Source organism: Pseudomonas avellanae BPIC 631, from assembly GCF_000444135.1.
In the GTDB taxonomy this organism is placed as follows: Bacteria; Pseudomonadota; Gammaproteobacteria; order Pseudomonadales; family Pseudomonadaceae; genus Aquipseudomonas; species Aquipseudomonas avellanae.
This window is the reverse complement of sequence record NZ_ATDK01000306.1, coordinates 1-18,282: the sequence shown is the minus strand read 5'-3', so window position 1 is coordinate 18,282 and position 18,282 is coordinate 1. Positions and strand designations below refer to the sequence as shown.

The window sequence follows — 18,282 nt, the reverse complement described above, 5'->3', positions numbered from 1 at the left end:
CTGCTGCTAAGCTTATCCACAATTGCTGGGACAGAAATCAGCAATCCGTCCTGGGTCAATTTTCAATCGGCAGGGTGGGTCAGTTTTCAATCAGCGCCAACAGTTACTGACAAGGCTATAAAATTTCATTAATTTCGAGACTCTTACCAGCGCAAGCGCAACCGGGGGCAAATCTGCATCTTTTCAGCACACGTGGGCTTGAAATTCGTAGGGGCCACCGCCTCGTCGCCACATGCGCCACAGGCCACCAAATCGCAGGCACGACGAAGCCTCCGCGTGAACGGATGCAAACTTGAGATGGCAGGTGTGGGCCTACCGGGTTTTCTTGGCGAACGACGCCCCAAGTCGCTCTAGGGCACTAGTCACATCGTCAGATCCCTTGCGAGTTAGCGCAGAGTCTTGCCTTGGCGACGCCGACCGAGACTCTTTCATACGGGCAGCATCACCGTCCCGTGCTTCCTTGGCCTGCCAGCGCTTGCGCGATACCTCACGTCGCAGCAGTTCCTTGGAGTGACGTTCCATATCCGCCTGTCGACGTTGGCCCAATTCACGCAGTTGCGCCTCGCGCTTCTTTTTGGCCGAGTGCTGAACGCGCCCGAATACATAGGCCAGGCCGAGGTCTTTCCAGAACTGTTTGGTAAAGCGAATCAGAACGCGGGTACGAACCAAGTTCAGACCGCTTTCGTCCTTTTCATCAAGGCGGATTCGCTCAATTCGACGGTAGACATAGCCAGCCTCGTCGAGGGTCTTGAACAGCCGACAAAGTACCGGTGACGAGACGCCTTCGGAATCTTCGGCAATTTTGCGTTGGGTGTTGAGCACATAGCGTCCGGACTCAGGATCGATGAACCCGAGTATCCCGGTGGCCAAGTCCAACCGCACTAGCAATTGCTCAGCAACTCGCTCGATCACTTGAAATTTTTCAACACGGGTACGTCGATCACCATGCACAGTATCAAGCCGACGCAGATACTGACCTCGGTAGCTCACCATGTTGCTAAGACGCTCGTACGCTGAACGGATGAGCGGATTCTTGAGCTGTTGATTGGAGAGGTGTCTAGGGGCTGCGTACTGGGCAGGCATTTTCCGCGCGGGGCGTCGCAGTGCAGAATGGGGATCGGAAGGCGAAAGCCTCGCGGCTTTGTGGAGGGTCATCCCTCACCTCCAAAGCACCCTGGGTTGTACTGAACAATCTGTCTAATCCGATTGAGTGCATATGACTTGCTCCCACCGTCAAGACGATGAAACATCGGACTCAGCTTTTTTGAATTTTCCATCGGGCGCATCGCCTCTGTGCGTCAAAGCACACCTACTTGCGAACAGCAGGGATGGGAGCTAGGATGCTAACTAGTCGATAGCTACATCGTAATGTCGTCCCTCAACCGCCAAGCTGAGGAACGCGCCACACCCCTGCTGTAGTCACCAGAAGCCCGCTCGCCAAAGCGGGCTTCTGCATTCAGGGGGTCTGCCGAGCGGCGGATTCGGTTGTCGAGTGTCGTTTAGCTGTTTTGGACTCGAGCCAATGATCAAGATCATGCTCGAACCAGCCCACTATCCCGCCGCTCAGTTGCACCGAGGCCGGGAAGGACGGGTCGTTCCGCTCAAGACGCCAAAGTGTGGAAGGATTTATGCCCCCTAGTTTTTTGCAAACGGCTTTGCGGCGAATGATCTGCATGGCTACCTCTGCGCTCTATCAATTGCATGCAGTGTCAGCAGAGGGCATTCCCAGGTCACGGATTCCGGCTTTATTATTTTCGTGCTCGAAAATCCGTGGTTCACAGGCTCCATCAAAGGCGGTGTGGGGACGGGGGCAGCTAACGGTTGCGAATAGGTAGCAAGCACCAAAGTGTATATGGAGGTGACTATATTTTTTTCATCCGCACGTGAAACCCATGTATTTCGCGCCCTACAGGCCAGATCTACGGTTTAACGTCTGATCGGCATATTAAATTTCAGGGTGTTTTTTGAAACACTGAGAAACTGATCCCCCCGTGAAACCGCGCCTTTGCGCGGTTTTTCTGTTTCAGAATCTGGCAAGCCCTGTGCTTGCGACATTCCAGCCCCACTGCCGCTATGAATAGCTCAAGCTGCTGTTCTTAGCTGCGCCTCAATCTCTGCCAACAAGCTCTGAATCAGCCCGGCTGCAAAACGCTGCCGACCTACAAGCTCATCCTCGTCGTCATTGCCGTAGAAGCGTGCGTAGGCAACCGCCCCCACCTTCTCATAGCCACCTCAGCGTCAGGACCCAAGGCTTCTTCAAGGGCTTTCACCAGTTCGTCTAGTGCATGCCTCTCGAACTCGTACCTGCCAGAATGTTGAGCGTGATATTGATCCATAACCTTAGCCTCCTGAGCCTCTTTAGCTGCACAGCAAAAATCACCAAACCAGCTAAACCTTAGTAATAATTCCAGCATTAGCTGTTCAGCTAACAAAGGCCTAAGAGCTAAAGAAATCTTATGGTCACCGTGAAAGAGTTTTTTTGCATGCGCCGCCATTTCAACAGCAAATTCATCAAAACATTCCCATACCAAACAAAAACGCCCCACAAGCGAGCTTGCGGGGCGTTTTGCCAAACGTGTAGCGGTGCCTGAGAAACTTACTTCTTCAGACGCCCGTAACGGTCTTCAAAACGAACGATATCGTCTTCACCCAGGTACGAGCCCGACTGCACTTCGATAAGCTCCAACGGCACCTTGCCGGGGTTGGCCAGCGAGTGCTTGACGCCGAGCGGGATGTAGGTGGACTGGTTCTCGGAGAGGATCAGTTCCTGATCGTCACAGATCACCTTGGCAGTGCCGGACACCACGATCCAGTGCTCGGCGCGGTGATAGTGCATCTGCAGCGACAGGCACTCGCCAGGCAGTACGCTGATGCGTTTTACCTGATAGCGCTCGCCCAGGTCGATTGTGTCGTAGTGACCCCAGGGACGGTTGACCAGCGGGTGAGTGACAAACTCGGGACGCTCTTCAGCTTGCAGACGCTTGACCACGTCCTTGACCTGCTGGCTGTTGTGCTTGTTGGCGACCAGGATTGCATCCTTGGTTTCGATGACGATCAGGTCCTCGACGCCAACGGTGGCGACCAGACGATGATGCGACTGCACGAGGCAGTTGCGGGTATCGATCGCCATCACGTCGCCCTCAAGGCGGTTGCTGTCGGCATCGTGCGGGCCGACATCCCAGATAGCAGCCCAGCTACCCAGATCGTTCCAGCCAGCATCCAGCGGCACAACCAGCCCGACGTCAGTGTGCTCCATGACGGCGTAATCCACCGACTCGTCAGGGCACAGCGCGAACTTCTCGGACGAAACGTGCAGGAAGTAGCTGTCGGCTTCGGAGTCTTCCAGCGCGATGCGGCACGCAGACAGTATGTCGGAACGGTGCTTGCGCAGTTCGGCAAGGAACACCGACGCACGGAACATGAACATGCCGCTGTTCCACAGGTAAGCACCCGAGGACAGGTATTCGGCGGCCATTTCCGGCGAAGGCTTTTCCTTGAAGGCTTCGATGGCAAAACCGCCGTCAGCAATGGCATCACCACACTGAATGTAGCCAAAACCGGTTTCGGCATGCGTCGGCTTGATACCGAACGTTACCAGGCGGCCTGCCTCGGCATGGACCTGAGCAACCTGCACCGCTCGTCGGAAAGCATCTTCGTCATGAATATGGTGGTCGGCAGCCAGCACCAGCAGAATCGGGTCGGTGCCATCGGCGGTCGCTTCCAGCGCGGCCAAGGCGATGGCTGGAGCAGTGTTGCGAGCCAACGGCTCGAGAATGACGCGACGGCTGCCCATCTTCGCCACACGCAGCTGTTCGGCGACGATGAAGCGGTGGTTTTCGTTGCTGACTACTACGGCTGGAGAATGCTCAAGGCCTTTGAGCCGGGCCAGCGTGCGTTGAAACATGGTTCCCTGATCCTGGCCATCAAGGGCAAGAAACTGCTTCGGGAAACTCTGCCGCGACAACGGCCACAAACGCGAACCATTGCCGCCAGCCAGGATTACAGGGGTGAACATAGACGCTCCAGTGTTGGGCCACGAAGGCGTAGCAAAGGCCTCATTATCCGGGTGCTATAGCCGCTATGCAACAGGATGGCCATCACAATATACCAGCCATTCAGCACCTCCCCCCCGGCAACTGCCAACCACCCCGTGTTAGACGGGCTGACCCATGTTAGTCTTCGCGCCCGACTCCAAGCCTGCCCCTGTATATACGCCGCGAGCAGGCTTGAACCCGCTACCTGAGCAAGCCACCAAAACGTCATGCAGACAATCAACACCGAGAAACACAGAACATGGATATAGGCCTGAGCTGCACGGTCTGGGCGAACGGCGAGCGCGCCGGACACCTGGACGGTATCGGCATCTATTCCCGAGCCCTCTGGCAAGGTCTGGACAGGCTCAGCCAGGCCAACGATGTCCATGTGAAGCCGTATGCCTTTGGCCAGAACCCGCCAGCCATGGCGTGTGGCGAGCCGGAGCAGCTGGCCAGGGATTACCGCGTCCATGCGGTGCTCAGCGGCGTACTCAAGCTGCCATTGCGCGGCTCTGCAAGCATTGCCCGAGACGTGGAGTTGTTCCACGCCACCGACCACCAGATCCCGTTGCTTCGTGGTGTGCCAGTGGTGGCCACGATCATGGATGTGATCCCTGTGCTGTATCCGGAATGGATCAAGCAGGACCTCAAACGCCTTAAAAGCTGGTTGTTCACCACCAGCATTCATCGCGCGGATCACATCATCACGATCTCCGAATACAGCAAGCAGGACATGGTTCGCCATCTGGGCATTGCGCCAGAGCGCATCAGTGTGACGCCACTTGGCGTAGACCCCGTGTATTTCGAGCGTATCGACGCTACCGAACGCGACAAAGTGCTGACCCGGCATGGCCTGAAACCCGGCTTTTTCCTGGTGGTGGGTACGCTGCAGCCGCGCAAGAACCTGCAACGCGTGCTTGAGGCCTTCCAGCAGTTGCCCGCGCAGGTGCGCAAAGAACACCCGCTGGTGATTGTCGGCCGCGACGGCTGGAGTAACGATGAGTTGCTGCCGCAGCTTGAAGCCTTGCAACAACGGGGCGAAGGACGCTGGTTGAGTTATCTGCCGCAGGACGAGGTGCTGTCGCTGTTACAAAGCGCCGGAGCACTGGTATTCGCGTCACTGTACGAGGGCTTCGGCCTGCCGGCCATCGAGGCGTTCGCGGCGCAGTGTCCGCTGATCGCATCCAATAACTCATCCCTGCCTGAAGTGACCGGCGATGCCGCCTGGGCTGTGGACCCGCACAATGTCGACAGCATCAGTGCCGCCATGCGCGACGTGCTGGAACAGCCTGAAGAGCGTGAGCGCAAGGTCCAGCGAGGGCTGGAGCGTGCGCGTCATTTCAGCTGGGATGCCTGCGCGCAAAGCACGCTCGACATCTATCGCAAGGTACTGGCTGCCCGCAAATAACAGTTGCCTGCCGCCCGGAGCAAAGCCCTGAAGCGTACCACTGGCGCGATCAGGGTTTGTTTTTCAGGACGGATTCAGCTGCTTTCTCGACGGCCGGATTGGCGCCACCCAACCACACATTGACGCTGTCGACACTCTCTTGCGGCGGGCGGCCAGCCCATCGATTGAGAATAAACAGGTTGGTGATGAAGTCGTATTGGGCCTTGAGCAAGTCACGCCGAGCCTTGAACTCGTTCTGCACGCTGGTCAGTACATCAACCGCGTTTACCACGCCGTAGGAAAACGCCTTCTGCGCCGCAATACTCGACTGCTCTGCAGACGCCAGCGCATTTTTGTTGGCGCGGATCTTTTCGACGCTGGAGAACGCCGTCAGGTAGGCGTTGGTGGTTTCCTTGACGACCTGGCGACGCACGCTTTCCACGTCCTGCTCGGTGGCCAACTGCTCGTTGTACAGGCCGCGCACCCGCGCCGACGTCGAACCACCACTGTAAATCGGCACGCGTACGCCGATGGTAGCCACATAGCTGTCGCTTCGCGGCGACAGCGTGTTGTCATAACCCACGTCGCTTTGCTGCGCACCCAGGGTAAAAGTCAGAGTCGGGTAATGCCCGCCCTTGCCTTCCCGCACCGCCGCGTTGGCGACATCCAGACTGCTTTCCCGCGCCTTGAGCAAGGGGTTGCTGTCGATGGCCTGCGCCACCCAGGTGTCCATGGACTTGGCTGGCGCCTGCAAGGCGATGTCGTTTCTGATGCGGCTCAACGGCTCGTTGATCGGGCGGCCGACAATTTCCGAGAGCCCGGCGCGGCTGAGCCTGATCTGATTGCGGGCATCGACTTCCTGCGCTGCAAGCAAATCGACACGAGCCTTGAGGTCGAGCAAGTCGGTGACAACAGCCATCTTCTTGTCGTACATCGCACTGACGCGATCCAGGCTCTTTTGCGTCGCCCGGCGCTCGGCCATGATCAGCTCAAGCTCGTCATCGGCAGACAACGCCAGGAAGTACCGCTTGGCCAGATCGACCGTCGCTTCGGCCTGGGCATCTTCTGCCTGATGGCTCTTCTGCTCTGTCGTGCTCTTGGCTTTCTGGTAAGCCTCCCAGGCCTGCTTGTTGTAAAGGTACTGGGTCAGGTTGAGCGAATAGCTGGAGTTGTTGTAGATCTCGCGCTCTGTCTCGTCTTTACGCAAAATCCGGTTGTAGCTGCCGTTTGCAGTCACCTGCGGCAACAGCCCGCCAAGCGCATCACGCTGGCTGTCCACTGCCGACTGCGCACGCAAGTACGCAGACAACACGCGCGGGTCTTCAAGCCGCGCTTCACGGTACAACCCCATCAAGTCAACAGAGTACGCCGAGGCGCTGGTGACTTGCGGTGCGGCAGGCTGAGTGGCGTCTGCCTGGGCCTGCGCACTGACCAGCCCCAGGGTAATGAATACGGGAACGAAGCGCAGCACGATCATTCCTCGATCATCGATTTGATGAAAACATTGGACGCCGGTTTCAACAGGTATTGAAGCATGGTCCTTTCACCGGCATTGATCAGCACTTCGGCTGGCATGCCCGGCTGCAATTTGCGGTCGCCAAGGCGCTTCAAGCCTTTTTCGGTGAGCTTTACCCTGACCAGATAATAAGGCTCACCAGCTTCATCCTTAAGACGGTCGGCGGAAATGCGTGTGACGATGCCCTCGATCACCGGAGTGGTCGCACTGTTGAACGCACTGAAGTGAACATCCGTCAGTTTGCCGATGGAAATCCGGTCGATGTCGTTGATCGCGACATGCGCTTCAACCACCAGTTCGGAAGACTCGGGCACGATATCCAGCAATGGCGTACCAGGGCCAACTACACCGCCGATAGTGTGGACTTTCATGTCCAGCACCATGCCGTCCTCGGGGGCGCGAATGACTATGCGCGATAGCCGATCCTCAAGTGCAGAGGCGGTTTCCTGCAAATCGAAGACCTTGGCCTGTACGTCACTCAACTCTTTGGCAACTTCGGAGCTGAAGTTCTTGTTCAGCTGGATAATCTGCAGCTCGGTTTCGCTGATCTGCAACTGCGTCTTGGTGATGGTCGACTCATGATCGGACACCTCGGACTTGAGCATGTCCAGCTTGCGCTCCTGTTCCAGCAGGCGCTGCTTGTCTACAAAACCCTGGGACAGCAGATCCTTGAGCTCGGTAATTTCACTGCTGTAGGATTTTTCCAGGCTGACCTTGGTGCGGATCATGTCCCTGAGGCCAATGATCTGCTGCTTCAATTGCCCGATGCGTTCGCGCTGTACCGATATCTCGGTCAGGCGGGAGTTTTTCCGGGTGCGGAATACCTGCTCCTCGCCTTCGATGGCCTCCTTCGCCCGCTGACTGTCTGTACCACTGATGGTCAGAGGCGGTATCGCGGGCAGCTCATCGCGCTCGGCACGCAAGCGCGCTTCCCGGGCCTGAGTCGAGATCAACTGGTTGCGGGTGGACTCGAACTGCGAGCGCAGTTGCGAGTCATCCAGCACGATAAGAGGATCGTCCTTGTGCACAGTATCGCCATCGCGGGCCAGCAACTCTTTGACGATACCGCCTTCGAGGTGTTGCACAGTCTTGCGATAGCTCTGCACCATCACGACGCCGGTGCCATAGACCGCATTGCCCAGCGGAGCAAGTGCCGCCCAGGTGCCAAACAGGCCGAAGGTCACCAGCACGATCGCAACCCCGATACGGCGAATGCCACGATCAGAAGTCGGCATGTCGTCAGAGTGTTCGTCGAGCGTGGCTATTGTCTTAATGCTCATTAATGAATTCCTTTCACGCGCCGGGTTGCGCAGGCGCAACCCCGTTGGCTGGAGCAACCCGTTGCTGGGCCTTGGCCTGTTGCTGAGCAAGCTCGGCAATGACCTGATCGCGCGCGCCGTACAATGTGATGGTGCCTGCATTCATGACCATGACCCGGTCAAGCCGCGACAGAATATTGGGGCGGTGGGAAACGATGAACACCGTGGCACCTGACTCTTTGATCAATTGCAGAGCGACACTCAGGGCGCGCTCGCCGACTTCATCGAGGTTGGAATTGGGCTCATCGAGCACAATAAGCTGCGGGCTGCCGTAAATGGCCCTGGCAAGACCAATGCGCTGACGCTGGCCACCGGACAGGTTGACACCTTCGCTGCCAATGACCGTGTCGTAGCCGTCAGGCAATTGCAGGATCATTTCATGCACGCCAGCGGTTCGCGCAGCCAACACGACTTTCTCGGGGTCCACCTTGGTGAACCGGGCAATGTTATCGCTGATACTGCCTTCGAACAGTTCGATGTCTTGCGGCAGATAGCCCAGATGCGGGCCCAGCTTCTGCTTGTCCCACGCACTGATGTCGGCACCATCCAGACGCACCGTGCCGTGCTGCGCAGGCCAGATGCCCAGCAGAGCCCTGACCAGAGTCGATTTGCCGGCCGCGCTGGGGCCGACTATGCCAACGATAGTGCCTGCCGGGGTGACAAAGCTGATGTTGCGAATGACCGGGTTTTTACCGCCGGGCGGCGTGACAACCAGATTTTCAACCTGAATGTGGCCTTCTGGATCAGGTAGTGCCATGCGGTCAGGTTCGTTGTGCAGGTTTTCGAGCGTCTCGTTCAAGCGTCCATACTGCACACGGGCAGCCACGAAACCTTTCCAGGTGCTGATAATCTGGTCGACAGGCGAGAGTGCACGACCCAACAGCAACGAGCCGGCCATCATCAGCCCAGGGTTGATCTGATGCGTGATCACCAGGTAAGCGCCCAGCGCCAGCATTATCGATTGCGCCCAGTTCCTGAACGTCTTGGAAATCGAGCTGATGGTGCCGCCTTTGTCACTGGCATCAGACTGGAGCACCAGAACCCTGCGCTGACGCTTGCCCCAGCGGGCCATCAAGGTGTCGAGCATGCCCATCGACTCGATAACTTCGGCATTACGCAGGTTCTTGGTGGTCAAGAGATTGGCAGCAACACTTTGTTGATTAGCCTCGGTCAATGCCTTGCCCGTAAAGCGGTGATTCAAGTAAGCCAATATCACAAGAACGGCCGCAGAGCCTACGGTCATCCAGCCAAACCAAGGGTGAAACAGAAACATGACAGCGGTGTAGATAGGCAACCATGGAGCGTCAAAAAACGCGAAGAGACCGTTGCCGGTAAGAAACTGACGCAGTGAGGTAAGGTCGTTCAGAGACTGCGCCGACGCATCCATGCCACCACTTCTCAAGGCCTTCCTGAAACTGGCACGGTACACGTCGCGACTTAGCAGAATGTCTAGCCGATTGCTTATACGGACCATGATTCTGGAGCGAACCCACTCCAGAGAGCCCATGGTAATCATGAGGACTGTCATGATGAGGGTGAGCATTATCAAGGTCGGGGTGCTACTGCTGGGCACTACCCGCCCGGAAACCTGGATCATGTACAGAGTGGGGACCAGCATCAGAGCGTTTACGAACAGACTGAAGAAACCGACTGAGATAAAGCTGCTTTTGCAAGCCTTGAGGGCTACCTGCAAATTATTTTCGTGTGAACGACTCATAGAATCCGTACTGATGAGAAAACGATAAACGCGGAGCAGTGTAGCACCTGCTTTTGGGGCAACGCAGCATTAAAGCGCCATCAAAATACGCAAAAACCGGCCAAACTCAAGTGAAGCTTTTTAAAGGCTCCAGGGTCCGAGACACTGACTCGCAAACGGCCACTACACCTACGCTATTTAAAAGTTCAACTTTAAAGCAAACAATATAAATAAGAACCCTACATGAAGACTGTCATGAAAGCAGGCGCGGATTAGCCGACACAGGGCCACTCTAAAGCAGGATCATATAAACGCAGTAACTTCGCTCACTTCTCGACTACCCGGCCCAGACACTGCACAGTTGGCGCCATCGATAATTGTCGGACAACTCTGGCGCAACTGCGCACCAGGGCCCGCAACCAGCGGCCCAATTGCCGCTCGATCCGATACAGAAACATATGGAATCAATTTATCGGGCGATAAGCATAGGCCTCGAAGGTCTATGGCATAGAGCCACACCCTGCAGTTACGGAAGCAGATTTGTGCGGTAAACATTTGACGGAAATTTCCTACTCAGAGCGACGAATTTTCCCACGATACAAATTGACTTTTCCTACCAAAGGATTAATCTCGCCATCCGGCTAGCATAGAGCCACTAATTATGTACAGCAGTGCCCGCGCAGTGTCTCGACCAGCCCTTATGAAGGGCTAAACAGTCTACCGCTCAGGATAAGAAGGAAGCTTGTTGGGTGCAGTCTCCAGAATTGGAAGGATTAAAAATCAGCTCTCGCGTCACGCTGCTCGAGCCGGGAATGTATATTTTCCGTTATGCCTCGCAGCCGCCGGCGGACAAGCCTGTGTGCATTGCAGCAAGCACCGCTTGGCAAAGGCGCGATTGATTTCTTCCCGGCCGAAGGCGTCAGCAAAAACATGCTGACCCGGCTGGGTGACACCATTGTTGCCCGTGTCAAAGGCGGTACCACTACCGTTCTGATTACCGAATACCATATGTTCGACGCAGTCATCGACCCTATCGACTTGCGTATCGACCGAATCGACACCTCCCCTGCCATCATGCGCAATTTCGCTATCGTTGCGACCGCCGAGCCGAGCGCGGCGATATCGTCGAGCCCGACGCCTGTCGCGCTGAAACTGGTTGCGCACCTGCAGGGTGAAGGCGACGTGGTGTCGACGGAAGGCTGGGCGGGTGAGCTTGACGGTACTCGACGCCTTGAAGGTTTTTCTGTGCTGTGGGGCGAAAAGCCTGTAGGCGTGGACCTGGTCTACACCACGACAGTGGCCGGTTCAGGTCCAAGCCCGAATGTCGCTACGGGGGCCTTTACCGGCACCCGTGGCAAGTCTTTGCCACTGGTCTCGGCAGGCTTCAGCCTGGTTGGGCCCGATCGGCATTTCTACGAATTGTCTGGCCACCTTGTATTCCGCGGCGCTGCGCCGCAGGTCATCGTTGCCAACCAGATGATGTACGGCCCCACCGGCAAAGAGCCTCTGGTGGCGTTACACATTTGCATCGCACCCGCTACGAAGATGAACGCTGCCCGCTATAAGTCTCCGTGGGAAAACTCTGCATTGACGCAGAAAATTAGCAGCACAGGCCAAACGGCTTGAAGTAACAGGAATTTCCCATGCAATATGATGCCCCGGTAACCGCAACCGAGTTCAACACGTTTCTGACTGCTACCAACCTGACCGACAGCACCACTGCTGCGATCAGCACCCTGTTGGCTCTGGACAGCGCTTCCACTGTAAACCTGGCTAGCTGGGATGGCGTGAACCGCCTTGAGATTCCTACCGGCCAAACCGGTACTACCGACGTTATCACCGGCACCATTGCTGGTGCGAGTGGCGATCTGGTTTCTCTGAACATGACTTCCGATGTGGCTGCTGCCAAGGCAATCATTCTGGACAGCCAGGCCAACCTGCACGTCAACATCACTCCAACCGTTGCAACTGGCGCTGCTGCAGACGTGTCCTCGCTGGCTCGCATCGCTGTTTCGGCTGACGCTTCCGCGACCACTCAGTTCTTGCTGACCACTGGCTCGGGCGATGACGTGATCATCGTCAATGGCAACCAGAACAACTTCATCGACGCGGGTGCAGGCAACGACACCATCATCACTGGCAACGGTAACAACACTGTTATCGCTGGTGCTGGCAACAACACCGTCATGACCGGCAGCGGTAACGACACCATCGTTCTGAGTGGCACCAACCACGCAGACGTCGTCAACGCTGGCGCAGGCTTCGACGTTGTACAGCTGGACGGTTCGGTTGCTGACTACACCTTCGCAACTGGCAACAACTTCAACGTCAACCTGACCGGTGCACAAGCTGCGTCGATCACTGGCGCTGAGTTCCTGACCTTTGTTAACACCACTACCAGCGCTGTTGAAACTGTTGTCCTGGCACAGAGCGAAACTGAAGCAGCAGCTGTGCGTCTGTACGACGGCCTGCTGGGCCGTGACGCTGATGTGGGTGGCGCTCAAGGCCTCGCTGCCGCAGCGAATTCCGGCACATCGTTGACCGACATCGCCAACGGCTTCCTGAACTCTGCCGAGTTCATAAGCGCCTCGAGCGCCGCACCTATCAACACTCTGTACAACGAGCTGCTCGGCCGTACCGACGGTGCAGACGCAAGTGGTCTGGCTGGCTGGCAGGCACTGCTATCTAACGGTGCGTCTCTGGCTGACGTAGCTGCCGGCATCGCAGGCTCTGCCGAAGCACAAGGCTTTGACCAATCGAACGGTGACTTCGTACGCGACCTGTACACCGCTGCACTGGGCCGTGAAGGCGAACAAAGTGGCGTGGATGGCTGGGTTTCCCTGCTGGTCAACGGCACCAGCCGTGCAGACGTGGCTCAAGGCATCGTAGGGTCGCAAGAAGCGGCACTGAAGTCAGATAGCGATTTCATCGACAATCTGTACCTGACTGCTACCGGCCGTGTTGCTGATGCACCCGGCAAAGCCGCTTGGGTTGACGTTCTGAATAACGGCGGCACCCAGGCTGATGTTGCTATCGGCATCGTAGGTTCGCCAGAAGCAGTAGCCCATAACGACAACGTTATCGTGCTGCACGGCGCGGTGTAACTAGCCCTGTCGTTGTAACAAATACACCCGGCCGCAAGGCCGGGTCGTATGCAAAAAGGGGCGACTTTCGGGTCGCCCCTCTTTTATTTTTTAAGTGAACACGAAAGCTTATGTCCAGACACCTCGACCGTGGGCGAGAAACGCTCATGGATATGTTCCATCGCCATCGCCAGGCCGATGAGCATCGCCTTGCCGCCAAGGTACTCGAGTGTGCACTGCAGACCCCTGAATATCGTCCGGAAGCACTTGTCTGGAAAGGTATCGAGGCCCTGCCGCAGGACCCAAAGCTTGCCTTTATTTTTTTGCTCAATGCCGCTCACGCGTTTCCCAAGCGTGCAGACATTCATGCCTTGCTCGGGCGCAGCATCATCGCCCAAGGCCACTTCTTGCTTGCCAATCGCTACCTGACCGGCGTCTGGCAAAAAATGCCTGATGACCCATCACTGCGCATGATGCTCTGGCAGGCGCGCAGCCAGTCGGAGGCGCCTGCAGACTTGCGGCGCATCATTCTGGCGCACCTGCCTGATATCACTGCGGCCAACGAGCTGGCGTTTGTGCTCAGGCTGCTGGCCGCGCAAAACGGATTGCCCGGCACAGTGGGTGTGGTCCGTTACCTGCCTGACGTGCAGGAGATCCACGGCTGGGCAATTGACCTGAACAGCGTGCACACGCCTGCCTCGTTGCAACTGGAAGCCAACGGTCAGTTGATCAGCATGCTGGCCAGCGCGCCGCACCCGTTGCTGACCGCCGCTGGGTTGCCTGCCACTCATGGCGGTATTCGCATCAAGGTGCCCAACGCCACACCGTCAGTGCAGGTGCGCTTCGATAATGGCACCGCGCTGCTGGGCAGCCCCGTCTCGGCGATGCCGACATTCGTGGCACCGCCCGCGGCGTTGAAGGTGGGCGACAAGCAGCCGGTGGACGTACTCATCCCTGTCTACGACGGGCTGGAAGAAACCCTGGAATGCATCAACAGTGCACTGGAGGCGCGCAAGCTCAATCGCACGCCCCATCGGCTGGTGGTGATCGAGGATGCAACGCCGGTTCCCGCGCTGCGCAAAGCCCTCAAGGTGCTCGCCGGCAAAGGCAAGATCACGCTGGTGCAAAACCCCGTCAACCTGGGTTTCATCCGCAGCATGAACCGCGCAATGGCATTGAGCCCACGGCAGGATGTGGTCTGGCTGAATGCCGATACACGGGTGCATGGCGATTGGCTGGACCGTCTGCGCAACGTGGCCTACAACGATGAAACCATTGCGTCGGTCACGCCGTTCACCAATAACGGTGAACTGATGAGTTTTCCTGAAAGCCGTTTCAGCCACCCGATGCCCAGCGCACGCGAACAGGCACGGCTGGACGACCTGGCCCGGCAGACCGACAGCCCGGCCATGGAGATCGAAACCGGCTGCGGCTTTTGCCTGTACATAAAGCGCAAGGCGCTGGACAGCGTGGGCTATCTGGACGAAGTCGAGCTGCTGCGCGGCTATGGCGAAGAAACCGATTGGTGCCTGCGCGCACGCGGCCTGGGCTGGCGTCATGTGGGGGCACCCAATGTGTTCGTCGCGCATCAGGGCGGGATTTCATTCGGGGCGGAAAAAGCGCTGCGCGTGGCGCACAACAACGCCATTCTCAAGCGTCGCTACCCGGACGCCTCGTCGCGCTATGAAAACTTCTGCCTGCGCGATCCGATCAGGCCCGCCCGCCAGGCCCTGCAACGTGCGCGCCTTGCCCAACTGGCCGAACAGCTGACCACGCCGCAACTGAAACAACTGCACATCGGCACTGGCACTGCGTCGCAAGCCACGCTCAGCCTGACATGGCGCAACAAGGGCCAGCATGCACAGGCAACCTTGCACGCCAGCGTTTTACCGCTGGCCTTGAGCCTCGATTACCAGTTGCCTGCCGACAATCAGCAACTGCTGCAAGACCTGCGCAGCCTGCCGGTGACTGAGCTGATCTATCAAAACCTGGCCAACTGCCCGGTCGAGTTGTACGCATTGGCGGCACAGCTGGAAAAGCCCTACCGAATCATCTGCCACGACGATGAACTGCTTGCACCAAACGCTTGCCATGACTGGGCGAATTTCGCCACGCAGGCGCAGAGTATTCAGTTGCCATGGCACGCCCTGCGCGAGCGCTATGCTACAGCGTTGCCGCAGGCCACCATTCTGATTGAAACCGTGTTGCAGACCTTGACGGCAAACGCGACAGTGCCCAACACCCTGTTGATCGCAGACAGCCTTTCAAATGCGGACATTGCCGAGCAGTGGCTGCAACTGGGCAGACGCATAACACGCGACAAACTGGCTCTGGTATTGCTCATCCCGGGTGACAGCCCCTGGGTCAAGCCACTGCTGGCCACTGGCGCAATTCATGCATTGCCCGCCACCCAAGGCCTGAGCACGGCCGACGCTGTGCTTTGCGCCGGGTGCACTGCCGCGCTGAGCCTTGAGCACAACCCCGGTGCGTCCTGGCGCGCTGCGGATCTGGCCGCAGAACTGGGCCTGCCGCTGTATGCGTTTCCTGGGCCGGTCGCCCATGAAGCCGCTGCATTACCCATCAACACATTACCTATTTCATTGAGTCGGGCCTGATGTCAAAACAAATCCTGGTTAAACCCGGCACCACCGGGCAGCCCCTCAGTGACACACCCTTCAAGGGAGCCATCATCGGCCTGTACGGCGACGTGCTTCAGGGCTGGGCGCTGGATACCGTGAAGCCCGATGAGCGCCTGGTGGTCGAGGTGTACATCGACGACGCCTGCGTTTCGCTGGTAAGGGCTGACCAGTTTCACCCTGACGCAGACGCAAGCGATCAATTTCACGGCTTTGGCGTACAACTGCGCCAAAACTGGCTGGACGATGCAAAACACATCAGCGCCAAAGTGGCCAACAGCGACTGCTGGCTGGCCGGTGACTTGCAGCTGCCCACAACGCCCAGCAAGGAACCTGCACCGATCGCGTCTCAGGTCTGGCACAGCGGCGGGTTGCGTATCGGCGGTTGGTCGTGGGACCCGGATGCACCGCAGCGTCATGTGCAGATCACAGTGCGTGAAGGCAGCCGCGTACTGGGCCAGATGACTTGCGATACTCATCACCAGGCGCTGGTCTATCGCGCCACCAGCGATCACGGCTTCAGTTTCGATCTGCCGTGGGAGCTGGCCGACGGCAAGTTGCATACCCTGGACATCGAAAACGACTTGGGGCACACGCTGTCCGGCAGCCCGATAACCCTGTGCTGCTGGCACGACGGGCTGGAAGGCCTGCTCAAACAGCATGAACGCGCGCCGACCGAGCACAACCTTGCGCTGCTGACTCAGGTTGCGGCAGACCAGGCGCTGCGCTTGCCGAAAAGCGCAGGCTTTCATCATTACCCGCAGTGGTTTGAACGGTTTCAACGCGCAACGCCCGAAGATCATCAGCCGCAGGGCAGAATCGGCCTGCTGTTGATCAGTCAGGGCGACGCTACGCTGGAAGCTGCCAGCCTCGCCAGCCTGAAAAACCAGCCAACAGCGCCTCATCAACTTGCCAAGGCAGCGCCGGGCGACGTGCTACCTGCGCTCAAGCAATTGCTGGAGGCGGGCTGCGACGCCGTGGTTCCGCTAGTGGCCGGTGATTATCTTGGCCCCTACGCGCTGCAACACCTTGGCGCACTGCTTGCAGATGGCAGCGCCTGGGGTTATGCCGATTGTGATCGGGATGGCCCGCAAGGCGAGCGCAGCCTGCCGTGGATGAAGCCCGTGTGGGATCTCGACCTGTTTATCGGCGCGGATATATTTACCCCCGGTGCAATCTTCGGCGCTGCGATCATCGACAAGGCACTGGCCCTGTTACCTGCAACCGACGATCCGCAAACCCTCGATTGGCATCATCTGAGCGCAGCCATCGCCCTTGCCACCGAGACCAGCCAAGCGGTCGTCGCGCATTTGCCGCACGTGCTTTACCACCGCAGCCCGTTCGCAGCCGCCAGCCCGGAGCAAGCCGAACCGTCTGCGCAACGCCTGCAAGCGATTGCCTGGCTGAGCGAGAGCCTTGCACCGGGAGCCCGCGTGACGCAAGTGCCGAACTTCCCGGCGCTGCTGCGCACCCAGTGGCCGTTGCCGACCACCCTGCCCCGCGTCAGCCTTATCGTTCCGACCCGCGACCAACTCGGGTTGCTGCGCGCCTGTATCGAAGGGCTGCTGACCGCGACCGATTACCCAAACCTGGAAATCATCGTTGTCGACAACCAGTCCAGCGATCCGCACACCCTGATGTATCTGCAACAGTTGACTGAGCGCGGTGTACGGGTCCTGCCCTACCCTCATGCGTTCAACTACTCAGCGATCAATAACTACGCAGTCACGCAGGCCACCGGTGAACTGATCGGGTTGGTCAACAACGACATCGAAATCATAGCGGCCGACTGGCTAAAGGAAATGGTCAGCCAACTGCTGCGTCCGAACGTCGGCGCTGTGGGGGCCAAACTGCTGTGGCCCAACCGCATGGTGCAACACGGCGGCGTGGTGGTTGGCGTCAATGGCCTGGCCGCGCACACCGGCAACAACCTGGAGCAACGCGACCCCGGCTACCTGGGCATGAATCAGATCACCCGCCGCCAAAGCGCTGTGACGGCCGCATGCCTGCTGTTACGTAAATCGGTCTTCGACGAGCTGGACGGGCTGGATGAACAAGCCTTCCCGGTGGCGTTCAATGACGTGGATTTGTGCCTGCGCATTCGGCAACAGGGCCTGAACCTCATATGGACGGCGTTCGCAGAACTCATCCACGCCGAGTCGGCCAGCCGCGGTAAAGATCAGACCCCGGAAAAACGTGCCCGAGGTCAACGCGAACAACAAGGCTTTATCGAACGCTGGTCCCAATCTGGCCAAAGCGATCCGTATTACCACCCGGCGCTGAGTCTGGATTATTTGAGTGGGCCTTATGGGGGGTTGGCGATGCCGCCAAGAGGTCAAAAACCGCGCGCGACAAAAAATAACTAAACAACGCAGTTCTCAACCCATAAAAATCAACTGCGCTGAATAAAGCTTAAAACTAATTATCAAATTACGAGCAGAGAGCATGAAAAAAGTACAGGCAAAAAAAACAACACAAAAAAAGAAAACACTTTCAAATAAACCAGGGCGGCGGCAAAAACTGAGCGCAACACCTGACCAATCCGGTACGGTGAACCTATGTCATATCATGAACTCAGCATTGAAGAACGCATCACGATCCAGTTTGGCCA

11 protein-coding genes and 1 pseudogene are annotated in these 18,282 nt (G+C 57.8%); 5 read left to right on the top strand and 7 right to left on the bottom strand.

The features are described from left to right. Positions 1-312: 312 nt before the first annotated feature. From DW49_RS0118735 to DW49_RS0118725, 4 genes are all read right to left on the bottom strand, one after another. Positions 313-1,083 (bottom strand): hypothetical protein, encoded by a 771-nt coding sequence (locus DW49_RS0118735; RefSeq protein WP_024421353.1) that lies wholly within the window; start codon positions 1,081-1,083, stop codon positions 313-315. A gap of 373 nt (positions 1,084-1,456) precedes the next feature. Continuing rightward, positions 1,457-1,675 carry a helix-turn-helix transcriptional regulator gene (locus DW49_RS1000000130515; RefSeq protein ID WP_004642391.1) on the bottom strand — a complete coding sequence of 73 codons (219 nt, stop codon included), beginning with the start codon at positions 1,673-1,675 and terminating at the stop codon, positions 1,457-1,459. 484 nt (positions 1,676-2,159) lie between these two features. Next, positions 2,160-2,573, bottom strand: a complete 414-nt coding sequence (locus DW49_RS1000000133155) for a hypothetical protein (RefSeq protein WP_147477525.1) — start codon at positions 2,571-2,573, stop codon at positions 2,160-2,162. 23 nt (positions 2,574-2,596) lie between these two features. Continuing rightward, positions 2,597-4,015 carry a mannose-1-phosphate guanylyltransferase/mannose-6-phosphate isomerase gene (locus tag DW49_RS0118725; RefSeq protein ID WP_005622263.1) on the bottom strand — a complete coding sequence of 473 codons (1,419 nt, stop codon included), beginning with the start codon at positions 4,013-4,015 and terminating at the stop codon, positions 2,597-2,599. Positions 4,016-4,293: 278 nt separating this feature from the next. Here DW49_RS0118725 and DW49_RS0118720 point away from each other — a divergent pair, with 278 nt between their 5' ends. Continuing rightward, positions 4,294-5,442 (top strand): glycosyltransferase family 4 protein, encoded by a 1,149-nt coding sequence (locus DW49_RS0118720; RefSeq protein WP_005622261.1) that lies wholly within the window; start codon positions 4,294-4,296, stop codon positions 5,440-5,442. A 49-nt stretch (positions 5,443-5,491) separates the two neighbouring features. On the opposite strand, the gene DW49_RS0118715 is transcribed toward DW49_RS0118720, so the two are convergent. Genes DW49_RS0118715 through DW49_RS0118705 form a run of 3 tightly spaced genes read right to left on the bottom strand, consistent with a single transcriptional unit; the run spans position 5,492 to position 9,973 of the window. Then, entirely contained in the window at positions 5,492-6,898 is a 1,407-nt protein-coding gene (locus tag DW49_RS0118715) for a TolC family outer membrane protein (RefSeq protein ID WP_005622259.1), read from the bottom strand. After that, positions 6,895-8,217, bottom strand: coding sequence for an HlyD family type I secretion periplasmic adaptor subunit (locus tag DW49_RS0118710; RefSeq protein ID WP_005622257.1), 1,323 nt, complete (start codon positions 8,215-8,217; stop codon positions 6,895-6,897). The genes DW49_RS0118715 and DW49_RS0118710 overlap by 4 nt, the downstream gene beginning before the upstream one ends. Before the next feature lie 13 nt (positions 8,218-8,230). Then, positions 8,231-9,973, bottom strand: a complete 1,743-nt coding sequence (locus DW49_RS0118705; RefSeq protein WP_024421352.1) for a type I secretion system permease/ATPase — start codon at positions 9,971-9,973, stop codon at positions 8,231-8,233. A gap of 791 nt (positions 9,974-10,764) precedes the next feature. Between DW49_RS0118705 and DW49_RS01000000128560 the strand changes: the two are divergent. From DW49_RS01000000128560 to DW49_RS0118685, 4 genes and pseudogenes are all read left to right on the top strand, one after another. Beyond that, a pseudogene (locus DW49_RS01000000128560) lies at positions 10,765-11,578 on the top strand (hypothetical protein). 17 nt (positions 11,579-11,595) lie between these two features. Beyond that, entirely contained in the window at positions 11,596-13,056 is a 1,461-nt protein-coding gene (locus tag DW49_RS0118695; RefSeq protein WP_005622252.1) for a DUF4214 domain-containing protein, read from the top strand. Positions 13,057-13,202: 146 nt separating this feature from the next. After that, positions 13,203-15,650 carry a glycosyltransferase family 2 protein gene (locus tag DW49_RS0118690; RefSeq protein WP_024420737.1) on the top strand — a complete coding sequence of 816 codons (2,448 nt, stop codon included), beginning with the start codon at positions 13,203-13,205 and terminating at the stop codon, positions 15,648-15,650. Next, entirely contained in the window at positions 15,650-18,037 is a 2,388-nt protein-coding gene (locus DW49_RS0118685; RefSeq protein WP_005622248.1) for a glycosyltransferase family 2 protein, read from the top strand. Before DW49_RS0118690 ends, DW49_RS0118685 begins: the two co-directional genes overlap by 1 nt. The last annotated feature ends 245 nt before the right edge of the window (positions 18,038-18,282 follow it).

Bases quoted from the DNA above. Each gene is read 5' to 3' on its own strand.
- DW49_RS1000000130515 (WP_004642391.1), bottom strand. From the start codon at position 1,675: ATGCAGATCATTCGCCGCAAAGCCGTTTGCAAAAAACTAGGGGGCATA.
- DW49_RS0118685 (WP_005622248.1), top strand. From the start codon at position 15,650: ATGTCAAAACAAATCCTGGTTAAACCCGGCACCACCGGGCAGCCCCTC.
- DW49_RS0118705 (WP_024421352.1), bottom strand. From the start codon at position 9,973: ATGAGTCGTTCACACGAAAATAATTTGCAGGTAGCCCTCAAGGCTTGC.
- DW49_RS0118735 (WP_024421353.1), bottom strand. From the start codon at position 1,083: ATGCCTGCCCAGTACGCAGCCCCTAGACACCTCTCCAATCAACAGCTC.
- DW49_RS0118695 (WP_005622252.1), top strand. From the start codon at position 11,596: ATGCAATATGATGCCCCGGTAACCGCAACCGAGTTCAACACGTTTCTG.
- DW49_RS0118690 (WP_024420737.1), top strand. From the start codon at position 13,203: ATGGATATGTTCCATCGCCATCGCCAGGCCGATGAGCATCGCCTTGCC.
- DW49_RS0118710 (WP_005622257.1), bottom strand. From the start codon at position 8,217: ATGAGCATTAAGACAATAGCCACGCTCGACGAACACTCTGACGACATG.
- DW49_RS0118725 (WP_005622263.1), bottom strand. From the start codon at position 4,015: ATGTTCACCCCTGTAATCCTGGCTGGCGGCAATGGTTCGCGTTTGTGG.
- DW49_RS0118720 (WP_005622261.1), top strand. From the start codon at position 4,294: ATGGATATAGGCCTGAGCTGCACGGTCTGGGCGAACGGCGAGCGCGCC.
- DW49_RS0118715 (WP_005622259.1), bottom strand. From the start codon at position 6,898: ATGATCGTGCTGCGCTTCGTTCCCGTATTCATTACCCTGGGGCTGGTC.